Here is an 11,316-nt window from a genome sequence, read left to right on the forward strand (position 1 = left end):
TTACCAGCCACCCAGAGTACCGACTAGCCGGAGACGTCGCCGATGCAGTAACCCTCGGAGCCCGACTTCAAGGTGTATATCTGCTTTGTCTGATTACCCGTTCCGGTGGTGACCGGCACCGACACGGTGATGTAGCCGCCGCGCGGCCACTCGGACTTGATGGACTCGTCCACGAAGGTCTTTACCGTCCCCGGCTTCGACGGGTTCACGGCCAGCGGCACATTGGCCGGTTTGCCGGTTCCCTCCGGATCCCAGGTGCGGCCCGCGGCGCAGACCAATGGGAACGCGTCCTCGCGGTCGGCGGGATCCAGGGGCTTGCCCGTCGAACGGGATAGGAAGCGCCGCACCGTGTGTCGGGCGTCCGCGTCATTGAATCCGCCCTCGCCGCCGGTGGGGACCACGTGCGGGCAGGCGTATCCGGTCGCGATGTCCCGATCCTGCGCGGTCACCGTGACCGCCGCGTTCTGCCAGACGGCGGTGGTGCCGCTGTGCGCACCGGCTCCCGCGAGTGCGTCGAGAATGGGCTGCGGGTCGGCGTACATGCTGCGCACATTGCGCGGCGCCATGGTCCAGCAGCGGTCCGCGATCTCGTCGAGCCCCCTGCCGCGCAGGTCGGCCGCCCACCGCGCGACCGCCACCGCCGCCTCGGGTTGCCCGGGCACCGCGCCGACGCCGTCGGTGGTCGCCGCCGTGGTGGTCTGGGTATCCGCGCTGGTCTCCGCCGGATTGCCGGAGTCCGCGTGCCAATCCGTGCCCTCGATCCCGACCCTCGAATCGCAGCCCCCGCCCAAGCACGCCGCGCCGATCATCAGCGTCCCGAGCAGCCCCTTGCGGAGGCGTTCACGCAACGCTGTCCGGCCGCTGCTTTCCATCGGCACCGTCACTCCTGCGAACCTCTTTCAGTGTCTGTAAGTCACATCAATTCGAAAGGTGTTGCCTGGATCACTGGATGCCGCGCGGGCAGCGACTACGCTAGCGGACTTGTGGAACCCGTCTACTACCCCGTCATCGGGCTGGCCCGCACGATTTTCGCGCTGCAGGGCCTGAAGTTCACCGTCAAGGGTGACGAAAACATTCCGGCGACCGGTGGTGCGGTGATCGCGATCAACCACACCGGTTATATGGACTTCACCTACGCTGGTCTGCCCGCGCGCACCACGAAGCGCTACATCCGCTTCATGGCCAAGAAGGAAGTCTTCGACAACCCCATCTCCGGCCCGATCATGCGTGCCCTCAAGCACATTCCGGTCGACCGCGCGGCGGGCGCGGAGTCCTACCACGAGGCCGTCAACCGCCTGAAGGCCGGCGAACTGGTAGGCGTCTACCCCGAGGCCACCATCAGCCGCAGTTTCGAACTCAAGGACTTCAAGTCCGGCGCGGCCCGCATGGCCATCGAAGCGAACGTCCCCATCATCCCCATCGTCATCTGGGGCGCTCAACGCGTCTGGACCAAGGGCTTCCCGAAACGTCTGGGCCGCACCAACACCCCCATCTCCATGGCGGTAGGCGAACCCATCGCCCCCTACGAACCCGCCTCCGCCCTCACCGCCCAACTCCACAAAACCATGGAATCCATGCTCCTGGACCTCCAAAAGGACTACCCCCACGAGCCCGGCGCCTACTGGGTCCCCGCCCGCCTCGGCGGCACCGCCCCGACCCTCGAGGAAGCCAACGCCATGGACGCCGCCGAAGCCGCCGAAAAGGCCGCCCGCCGCACCCAGGCCGAATAACGTGCGGAACGGCCTGCCCCAGGAGGAGCCCCGGGGCAGGCCGTTCGCTTCATACGGGTCGCGCCGTCCTCGTAATGCGTCCAACCGCGTCATACTTCTCGAAATAGCTTGTGTCGTCGGAACTCCCCCGTCGAAGGTGGGCGATGAGAAACCGCTCGCCGTTCGACAACCTGATCCCCCGATCGTTCGCCCCCTCGATCCGACATTCGACCGCCTCCCGCCCGGTCACCCGAAACCGCACCACCGCACCAGGTTTCGCCCACGCCGGCAGTTTCCTTCCCTCGCGATCCCGCCTCGGAAACTCCTCGGGAGCGATATACGGATTGGTCATGCCCTCACCCGGCCCGATGCTTGCCGTGTGTCCGATGCCGGTTCTCCAGCGGAACCTGGTGCAGCGCAACGCCTCCGGCCGGGACCACCGGTCCGCCCACCGTCGGCAGAATCGGGGAGCTGTCGTAGTCGACACCCCAGCGAGCGCCCATGACGAGGGCGCTGAAGCAAACAATCGTCAGTAGCGAAAACCATGTGTCCATAGCTACTAGCGCACAGCGAAACCATGTGTTGAACAATGGAATTTGGATAATTCACGGTGGTTGCTTCATGTGGCCACGATAGAATTCAGGCAACCTCGTCGCGCGATCCAAGGCAGTTCGAACGTCATCCAGTATGCGAATGTTTCACATTCACATGGGAGGGAAGATGTCTCAGAGCGGGTCCACAATCCCCCGACGGCAACTCGGTCGGCATCTACGCGACCTACGCCAGCAGTCCGGCTTGACAATCGCCAGCGTCGCCAAGGCGATCGAACGGGGAGACTCGACCGTCCAACGGCTGGAGACCGCTGATCCTGCTGTGCGGATCCGACTTTGGGACATCGAAGCCATCTGCCGCGTACTCGGTGCCGATGAAACCACGACCGAGGGCCTGAAGGGACTTGCCCAGCAGGCCAACACCAAGCATTGGTGGCACGAGTACGGCGACGTGATTCCGGAGGACTTCGACGTATACATCGGGTTGGAAGCCGATGCCAAGAAGTTGACCTCCTATGCCGAACTCGTTCCCGGGCTGGCGCAAACCGCGGATTTCGCTCGGTCGCTTTTCACAACCGTCCATCCCGAGGCAAGGGCCGCCGAGATCGACCGTCGTGTCGAGATCCGAATGAATCGCCAAGTGTTGTTCACCCGCAAAGCACGTCCGATCGAGGTGGACATGGTGTTGGACGAATCGGTGCTACACCGAGTGATCGGCAACGCCAAGATCATGGCCGCCCAGCTCCGCCGCCTCGCCGATCTGAGCACTCGTGACAACTTCTCGATCAGGGTGCTGCCCTTTGCGGCGGGCCTGCCGCTCGGCGACCCTACGGGCCCTTTCATCGTGCTGGATTTCGGGCTCGACGGAAACGGGCAGACCGTCGAGCCAACTGTCGTCTACGTTGAGAGTTACACGGGAGCAATGTATTTCACCGACCAGCGGGTGGTCGAGCGCTACCAACGTGCCGCCATGAAGCATCGCGGCCTAGCGCTGGGTGAGCAGGCGAGTAGGGATCTACTCCGCAAGGCAGCAAGGGAGTTCACAACGTGAATATCGAATGGTCCGAACTGGAATGGCGCAAGAGCACATATAGCGGTGGCAGCGGCGGCGAGTGCGTCGAGGTCGCATTCGCCGCCGACCAGGTCGGAGTCCGCGACTCCAAGGATCCCGCAGGCCCCGCCTTGGTGTTTGCCGGCAGGGAATGGGATGCCTTCACCGCTGGCGTTCGTGATGGCGAGTTCGATCGGCCGTAGTCCGCGCGGGCCGTGTGTCAGTGATCGTGTCAGGTTGGCATCAGGGCGGTGTCAGGCGGGCGGGACAAAGTATGTCCATCGAACAAGACAGCCCGGGTCGCACCGGATCCGGGCCACTGGCACAACAGCTTTCGAAGGAGCACACCATGTCCGCCACCGCCACCCTGAACCTGACCGCCGACGACAAGGCCACCATCCGTTCCGCCGCCTACGGCGCGGTCTCGCTGGTCTCCGCCGCAGCCGACAAGCCGCACAAGGCCTCCACCGCCGGCTCGATCGCCCTGCTCTCGGCCACCGGCCCCATCGGCCACGTCCTGAACGCGAAGTCCAAGGACATCCACCTCAGCGGCAAGAACGTCGCTCAGCTCGCCGACCAGGTCCTTCCCGCCCTGACGGCCGCGGTGACCGTACTCGAGCAGCAGGACCCCGCCGAGGCCGACAACTTCCGCACCACCGTCCTGGTAGCCCTCGAGGCCGCCGCCTCCACCGGCCGCAACGGCCAGCCCGGCCCCGTCGTTGCCGAAATGACCCGCAAGGTCACCGCCGCAATGCACGCCGCCTGAGCCCCGAGATCCTCTCGGCCCGTCCATAACTGGAGAGACCGCGCTGACCCATTCGGTCAGCGCGGTCAGGTGCGTTCGGACCTGTTTCCCTGGAGCCGTACCCACTCCGCATCGTCGAGTCCTACGCTTGTGCGAGTCGGTTGACCGGGACTGGCTTGTCTGCCAAAGGATCCGGCGTCGCTTGAAGTAGTCGGCTCACCACGAAAAGCCGCTGCCGCACACGGCTCACGATGGACAAGGAAGACTCCATGAAGCTTCTCCTCACCTCGGGTGGTGTCAGCAATCAGAGCATCCGCGACGCACTGGTCGACATGCTGGGCAAACCCATCAGTGAGTCCACCGCTTTGTGTATCCCCACGGCGATGTACGGCGGCATGCCCGGGACCGCAGTACTGACATGGCGGCAGATCGCCGGGCAGAGCCGCAACCCCATGGTCGAACTCGGGTGGCAGTCGGTAGGGATGCTGGAACTGACGGCGTTGCCAAGCATCGCTGCCGAGAACTGGGTTCCTCTGGTCCGGGAGACCGACGCCCTGCTGGTGTGCGGCGGCGATGTTCTGTATCTGCACCACTGGATGCGCGCATCCGGCCTGGTGGATCTGTTCCCATCGCTGAGCCGGACGGTCTATGTGGGACTCAGTGCCGGCAGCATGGTGATGGCGCCGCACGTCGGGGAGGAGTTCGTCGGCTGGAAGCCGCCTGCGGGCGGCGACCGCACACTGGGCATGGTCGGATTCTCGATCTTCCCGCACCTGGACAACGTGATGTGTCCGGAGAACACCATGGCCGACGCCGAGAACTGGGCCGCCCGCATGTCGGTACCGGGCTACGCGGTCGATGACCAGACAGCCATCAGAGTGGTGGATGGCGTCGTGGAGGTCGTCTCCGAAGGGCACTGGAAGCTCTTCGACCGCTAGGCAGATTACTGGTTTCGGCCGATCAGCTCGGATCGCCGCCGCGAATCGCCGCCAGCCAGGTGGCGGCTGCGGCGGTTATCGCGGTGGCGGCCGCGAAGACCACGGTGCCGCCGCCCGCCAGGTACACCCAGAAGATTGCGACGAATGGTGCGGCTACGGCGGATTGTGCGTCGAGCAGCAGTCTCCGGCCCCATCCGATCCGGCTCATCGCGTCGGGATCCGGTCGGGACGGATTGTCGATCAGACGGCCGACGGGTTCCGTATCTCGCAAATGGCCGGCTGGATACAGCCGATGCCCATCGACTGTGACTGTGCGACCGGATAATTCACCGGTCGATTGGGTGAGCATCAGCAGCTCCGGGTCGAAATACACCGGCAGCCAACGGTTCTTGCCCCCGATCGTGAACTCCAGCCATGACCGGCTCACCAACCGATGCTGCTGCCGCACCCGCCGCACCGCCACCTCGCGGGGCTCTCTGCCACCCGGCAGCCCAGCGGGCAGGTATCCGAGCGCCACTGCGAACCGGAAACCGCTGTAGGCCAGAACGACTACGGCTAGAACGGTGAGCACGCCCACCTGCTCCGGATCGGCGAACGGGACCCCGGCGAGAGTGATCGCCAGGGTCCCGATCGTCACGAGCGCCGGATAGGCCAGAGCATGACCCATCCGGGAATTCACTTCAGGAAGCCGATTTTCGTGTAGTCGAGGCTGGCCAGACCGGCGGCACCGTAATTGGCAAGGTCGGCACGGACGGCCACGTTGCCAGGGCTTTGGAACAGTGGCAGGGAGTGGCCCTCGGCGAAGACCTTCTTGTCGATCTGGTTGGCGAGGTCGACGGCCTTGTCCGGGTCGAGTTCCGACACGCACTGCTCGATCAGATCGTTGAGCTCCGGCGAGCCGATTCGGCCGTAGTTACCCTGGACATCCTTGGGGTTGTAACCCCAGATCTGGTAGATGCTGCTGAGCGGGAAGGGGTCCCCAACCCAACTCCACTGCGCCACATCGAAATCACCTGGCTGAATGACCTTGGTGAAGAAGTCCTGGCCGGGCTTGGTGTCGATGGTGAGCTTCACGCCGATGGAGCTGAGGTTCTGCTGGATGATCTGCGCGATCTGGACCCACGTGTCGTCGTTGTACATGACGTCGCGGATCTCGAGCTTCCGGCCGTCCTTCTCGCGAGTGCCACCGCCGGACGGTACCTTCCAACCCAGATCGTCCAGTTCCTTTGCGGCCGCGGCGGCGTCGAGCGCCGGGGAATTGTCTTGGTAGCCCTTCTGCCCCTGCAGATAGATGTGGTTGTTCAGCGGCTTAGGGTCATTGACGAGACCGTTCTGGATGGCGGTCACGATGCCCTGCCGGTCGATCGCCTTGCTGATCGCCACCCGCAGCTTTGGGTCGGCGAGGATGGAGCCCGGCGCGCCGTTGAAGGTGAAGTGCGCCCAGGAATTACTGGGCGAACGCCGAATGGCGATGCCCGGGGTGTTCTGGGCGGTCTTCAGATCATCGCGGGTGCCGATGCCGACGGCATCGATCTCATTGTTCTGCAGGGCCGGAATCAGCGCCTGGCTGTTGAGAACGCTGTAGGTGATGGTGTCCAGCTTGGGTGTCGCTCCCCACCATTTCGGGTTGTGGCCGAGCACGATTCGTCCCTGACCGCGATCGGTCGACTGGACGATGAACGGCCCCGCTGTCAGCGTGATGGCGTCGACGAGCCCCTTGTTGAAGACCGCGGGATCCGAGGTCACCGATTTCGGGTACAGGAAGGAGTTGCCTGCGAACTGTCCCTTCCAGTCGGCGTAGTGCTTGTTGAAGGTGATGATCGCCTGCCGGTCGTCGACACCGCGCTCGACTTTGTCGACACGATCGAAGCCGTTGTTGTTGGCGATCAGGAAGTCCTTGTTGCGGCCGCTCAGCGCCTCCGCCTCGGAGCTGATGTCCTCCCACGTGATCGGTGAGCCATCGGACCATACGGCCTTCGGGTTGATCGTGTAGGTGACCTGCTGCGGATCCGTCTTGGTCAGCTCGACACTGGTGAAGTAGTCGGTGTTGACCGTCAGGTTGGCCGAGGCGTCGGTGCGGAAGGCGCGCGGCATCATCGGCCGTTCCAGACTGGTGATCTCAGCGTCATTGCCGTCGACGTTCAGCGTGTTCCAGTTGGCCGGATACGCCGATATCGACAGTCGCAGATTTCCGCCGTCCTTCAGGTCGGCGACATCGTGCGGATTGATGTCGCTGGTGGTGCCGAGTTCGGCCTTGCCTTGCGGCGCGGTGCCGTCGTCACCACCGCATCCGGTCGCCACCATTGTCACGGCGACCAGTGGGACCGCGAGCTTTATGCCGATCGAGCGAATCCTCACCGGTTGCTCCTTCCGTCGGAGTTCTGCTGGAACACTGTCCGCCCCTTACCCGGTCACGACCGGAACGGGGATGGCGTCGATGAGGGCGCGCGTGTACTCGTGCCGAGGATCCTCGAAAACCTGCTCGGCCGCACCGTATTCGACGATCTGACCGCGATACATGACAGCGATGTCATGCGCGAGATTGCGCACCACCGATAGATCGTGGGAGACAAAGAGATACGAGAGCCCACGCTCGGCTTGCAGGTCGCGCAGTAGGTTCAGCACACCGGCCTGGATCGAGACATCCAGCGAGGACACCGGCTCGTCCAGCACCAGGATCTCGGGATCCAACGCCAAGGCGCGCGCAATATTGATGCGCTGCTTCTGCCCGCCGGAGAAATCGGCGGGGTAGCGGTCGGCGTGCTCAGGACGCAGGCCCACGAGTTCGAGCAATTCCCGTACTCGGCTCCGTATTTCAGGCATTGGCCGACCATCGATACGCAGCGGCTGGGCGAGCGCGTCGAAGATCGGCAACCGAGAATCCAGCGAGGCTGAGGGATCCTGGAAAACGATCTGGAGCTTGCGCCGAATCTCTCGCCGCCGAGCCTTGGTGAGGGTGGCGACATCATGGCCGAGTACCTCGATCCGGCCGCTCTCCGGCGTGGCCAGATCCATGATCTGGGTCAGGGTGGTCGACTTCCCGGAACCCGATTCCCCGACGAGCGCCAGGGTGCGGCCCGCCGCGAGCTCGAAGCTGACATTGTCCACGGCCTTCACCTCGCCGGTGCGGCGCTTGAAGACCACGCCCTTGGTCAGCGCGAACGTCTTCTTCAACTCCGAAACCCGCAGTACCACGCGCTGATCGGTGGCGATGGGGGCTTCTGTCGATGGCACCTCGCGGCGATACGCCGTGAACAGATCCGCGGTGCCGACCTCGGCAACACGAATGCACGCGGCGCGATGTCCGGGTTCAGTGTCCCGCAGGGGCGGTTCCGCGGCATGGCAGTCATCGATCGAGACCGGGCATCGCGGCGCGAACGGGCAGCCAGGTGGCAGCGCATGCATGGCGGGCGGCGCACCCACGATAGGCACCAGCGGCAGGCGTGCCGGACCATCCAGCCGCGGGATGGAGCCCAGCAGGCCGACGGTGTACGGCATCCTGGGAGCGTTGAAAAGCTCTGTGGTGCGCGCGGTCTCGACAACCCGGCCCGCGTACATGACCGCAACCCGATCGGCGAGGGTGGCCGCGATACCCATGTCGTGGGTGATGAAGACGACGCCGGCGCCGGTGATGTCGCGGGCCTTGCGCAGCAGATTCAGGATCTGCTTCTGCACGGTGACGTCGAGCGCCGTGGTCGGTTCATCGCAGATGATGAGCTCGGGATCGTTGGCGATAGCGATGGCGATCACCACGCGCTGACGCATGCCGCCGGAGAACTCGTGTGGAAAAGCCTTGGCACGCAACGCTGCATCGGGAATCCCGACCAGATCGAGCAGTTCCACCGCGCGATCGGCGGCCTCGCGTTTGCTCATCTTGCTGTGTGCCAGGAGCGCTTCGGCGATCTGGTCGCCGACCCGGTAGACCGGCGTCAGGGCCGACAGCGGGTCCTGGAACACCATGGAGATCTTGCTTCCGCGTAGTGTGGACAGCTGCCCATCACCCATGCCGAGCAGTTCCTGCCCGCGCAGCCGGATCGACCCCTGCACGCGAGCTTGGTCCGGCAGCAGTCCCATGACCGCCATCGACGACACCGATTTTCCGGAGCCGGACTCACCGACGATGGCCAGCACCTCGCCATCCTGCACGGTGTAGTTCACACCGCGCACGGCGTCGATGCGGCCCTCTTCGCTGGGGAAGCTGACCCGCAGATCGGAGACCTCGAGCAGCGGCGCGGTGGTGGTCCGAATTGTCTTGTCGGTCATGCCGAGGCCTTTCCAGTGGCCTGCTTGCCGGCCGCCCGGTCCTTGCGGCGGGACCGCGCACGTCCCGCGGTGGGGTCGAAGGCGTCGCGCAGGCCGTCGCCGACCAGGTTCGTGCACAGCACGGTCAGAATCAGGAAGCCGCCCGCGAACATGAACAGCCACGGGTACGTGAGCGCCGACTTGGTCCCCGATGCGATCAGCGTGCCCAATGACACGTCGGGCGGCTGCACACCGAATCCCAGGAAGCTGAGACCCGTTTCGCCCAAGATCGCCGCACCCACCGCGAGCGCGGTGTCGATGATCAGGATCGAGGCGATGTTCGGAAGGATATGGGTAGTGATGATCGTCCAGGTGGATGCGCCCATATACCGCGCTGCCTTGACGAATTCACGCTCGCGCAGGCTCAGGGTCAGCCCGCGCACGATGCGGGCGGTGATCATCCAGCCGAATCCACCGAGCAGAACGATGAGCAGCACGATGCTGCTGTTGCCTTTGGTCCGCGGTGCGAAGAGCGCCACGATGATGAAGGCGGGCATCACCAGCAGCAGATCGACTACCCACATGATGGCGAGATCGGTCCAGCCGCCCAGCAGACCGGCGACGGACCCGGCGAAGGCTGCGATTACGGCCGCCAGGAACGCCACCGCGAAGCCGATGAGCAATGACCGTTGGAGACCATGCAGGGTCTGGGCGAGCACATCCTGCCCGATCTGATTGGTGCCGAAGGGATGCCGTGAACTCGGGGGTTTCAGCAGCGCCGTGTAATCGAGTTGCTGGTAGTCGTACTTGAGGAACGGCGGCAGCGCGAACGCGACGACCAGCATCAAGACCAGCAGCGCCAATCCGGCCACCGCGGGTTTGTTGCGCAGGAAGCGCCGGACCACCAGTTTCCGGCGTCCGGCCGCCATCGGCTCCGGTGTGCCCTGAACGATGATTTCGGTTTCGGTCATCACGCACGCACCCTGGGGTCGAGAATCGCGGTGACAATGTCGGACAGCAACCCGCACAGCAGGATTACCAGCGCGACGAACGCGGTGATTGTCACCACCGGGTAGATGTCCTGGATAGTGATCGAGTCGATGAGCCACTCACCGATGCCGTGCCAGCCGAAGATTTTCTCCACGAACGCGGTTCCGGTGATCAGCGCGCCGAAGCTGTACGCGAACAGCGTGGCCATGGGAATCAGCGCCGTGCGTAGGCCGTGCTTGTACAGAGCCTTCGACCGGGTCAGGCCCTTCGCGCGAGCGGTTCTGATGAAGTCGTTCTGGAGTACATCGAGCATGGCGTTGCGCTGGTAGCGGCTGTACCCGGCGGCCGCGCCGAGGATCAGGACGAGCGTCGGCACGATCATGTGCTGGGCGCGGTCGACCAATTGATTCCACGCTCCGTGCACTGCGTTCGCCGAAGTCTCACCGGTGTAGTAGAAGATCTGCTGTCCCGTGGCCGTATTGACCTCGTAGGCGCCGAATTTCAACAGCGTCGCGAGCAAGAACACCGGAGTGCTGATGATCAGCAGCGAGAGCACCGTGGCGAAATAGTCGCTGAACTTGTACTGCCGGATCGCCCCCGCCGCACCGATCAGAACGCCGAGCACCGTACCGATGACCGAGCCTATGAGCAGCAGCCGCAAGCTGATTCCGATGCGCCGTGGCAGTTCCTCGTTCACAGGCTGCCCGGCCAGTGTCTTGCCGAAGTCGCCGTGCGCCACGATGCCGCCGACCCATTCGGCGTAGCGCTGCGGGATCGGCATGTCCAACTTCAGCTCGTCACGCTTGGCGTCGATCACCGATTGGGGCGGACGCGGGTTGCGATGCTCGAGGTTGTCGAGCGGACGGAACGTGAGCGACGCCAGGCTGAAGGTCAGGAACGATGCCAGCACGAGCATTACGACATAGTTCAGCGCACGTCGCAGCAGAAAACCGGCCATCATTCCCTTTCGGGGTCGAGTACTGACCCCAGATCATAGGGAGTGGAAAGCGTAAACGCGGGGTACGGACGGCTGACGGCATGGCAATCCGTGTGTTATTGGGTGCGGGCCGGGGGTGGCGGGGGTGTGAGC

Annotated in this window: 12 protein-coding genes; 5 read left to right on the forward strand and 7 right to left on the reverse strand. The window is 64.3% G+C overall.

Translation table 11 applies throughout. The features are described from left to right. Window positions 1-23: 23 nt before the first annotated feature. Window positions 24-878: a hypothetical protein gene (locus tag ACAM49_RS00625; RefSeq protein WP_369633455.1), complete on the reverse strand. Its 855-nt coding sequence runs from the start codon at window positions 876-878 to the stop codon at window positions 24-26. 105 nt (window positions 879-983) lie between these two features. On the opposite strand from ACAM49_RS00625, the gene ACAM49_RS00630 reads away from it, so the two are divergent. Further along, complete coding sequence (locus ACAM49_RS00630; protein ID WP_369633456.1) at window positions 984-1,730, forward strand: lysophospholipid acyltransferase family protein; 747 nt, start codon at window positions 984-986, stop codon at window positions 1,728-1,730. A gap of 335 nt (window positions 1,731-2,065) precedes the next feature. Here ACAM49_RS00630 and ACAM49_RS00635 read toward each other — a convergent pair whose 3' ends face one another. Next, window positions 2,066-2,212, reverse strand: coding sequence for a hypothetical protein (locus tag ACAM49_RS00635; protein WP_369633457.1), 147 nt, complete (start codon window positions 2,210-2,212; stop codon window positions 2,066-2,068). Between the two features lie 217 nt (window positions 2,213-2,429). Between ACAM49_RS00635 and ACAM49_RS00640 the strand changes: the two genes are divergently transcribed. From ACAM49_RS00640 to ACAM49_RS00655, 4 genes are all read left to right on the forward strand, one after another. Next, window positions 2,430-3,311, forward strand: a complete 882-nt coding sequence (locus ACAM49_RS00640) for a helix-turn-helix domain-containing protein (protein ID WP_369633458.1) — start codon at window positions 2,430-2,432, stop codon at window positions 3,309-3,311. After that, window positions 3,308-3,514: a DUF397 domain-containing protein gene (locus ACAM49_RS00645; protein WP_369633459.1), complete on the forward strand. Its 207-nt coding sequence runs from the start codon at window positions 3,308-3,310 to the stop codon at window positions 3,512-3,514. Before ACAM49_RS00640 ends, ACAM49_RS00645 begins: the two co-directional genes overlap by 4 nt. A 146-nt stretch (window positions 3,515-3,660) precedes the next feature. Beyond that, window positions 3,661-4,077 carry a hypothetical protein gene (locus ACAM49_RS00650; protein ID WP_040802302.1) on the forward strand — a complete coding sequence of 139 codons (417 nt, stop codon included), beginning with the start codon at window positions 3,661-3,663 and terminating at the stop codon, window positions 4,075-4,077. A 248-nt stretch (window positions 4,078-4,325) separates the two neighbouring features. Further along, window positions 4,326-4,994, forward strand: a complete 669-nt coding sequence (locus ACAM49_RS00655) for a Type 1 glutamine amidotransferase-like domain-containing protein (protein ID WP_369633460.1) — start codon at window positions 4,326-4,328, stop codon at window positions 4,992-4,994. Window positions 4,995-5,016: 22 nt separating this feature from the next. Here ACAM49_RS00655 and ACAM49_RS00660 read toward each other — a convergent pair whose 3' ends face one another. Genes ACAM49_RS00660 through ACAM49_RS00680 form a run of 5 tightly spaced genes read right to left on the reverse strand, consistent with a single transcriptional unit; the run spans window position 5,017 to window position 11,184 of the window. Then, window positions 5,017-5,631, reverse strand: coding sequence for a hypothetical protein (locus tag ACAM49_RS00660; RefSeq protein ID WP_369633461.1), 615 nt, complete (start codon window positions 5,629-5,631; stop codon window positions 5,017-5,019). A 38-nt stretch (window positions 5,632-5,669) separates the two neighbouring features. Beyond that, the gene (locus ACAM49_RS00665) at window positions 5,670-7,352 is read right to left on the reverse strand and encodes an ABC transporter family substrate-binding protein (RefSeq protein ID WP_369633462.1); all 1,683 of its coding nucleotides are present in this window, start codon (window positions 7,350-7,352) and stop codon (window positions 5,670-5,672) included. Between the two features lie 45 nt (window positions 7,353-7,397). Further along, a complete protein-coding gene (locus ACAM49_RS00670; RefSeq protein ID WP_369633463.1) occupies window positions 7,398-9,257 on the reverse strand; it encodes a dipeptide ABC transporter ATP-binding protein in 1,860 nt (619 codons plus the stop codon). Then, on the reverse strand, window positions 9,254-10,207 hold the full coding sequence (locus ACAM49_RS00675) for an ABC transporter permease (protein WP_369633464.1): 954 nt from the start codon (window positions 10,205-10,207) through the stop codon (window positions 9,254-9,256). Before ACAM49_RS00675 ends, ACAM49_RS00670 begins: the two co-directional genes overlap by 4 nt. Then, the gene (locus tag ACAM49_RS00680; protein WP_369633465.1) at window positions 10,207-11,184 is read right to left on the reverse strand and encodes an ABC transporter permease; all 978 of its coding nucleotides are present in this window, start codon (window positions 11,182-11,184) and stop codon (window positions 10,207-10,209) included. The genes ACAM49_RS00675 and ACAM49_RS00680 overlap by 1 nt, the downstream gene beginning before the upstream one ends. Window positions 11,185-11,316: the final 132 nt, after the last annotated feature.

The organism is Nocardia sp. JMUB6875, from assembly GCF_041154655.1.
Classification (GTDB): domain Bacteria; phylum Actinomycetota; class Actinomycetes; order Mycobacteriales; family Mycobacteriaceae; genus Nocardia.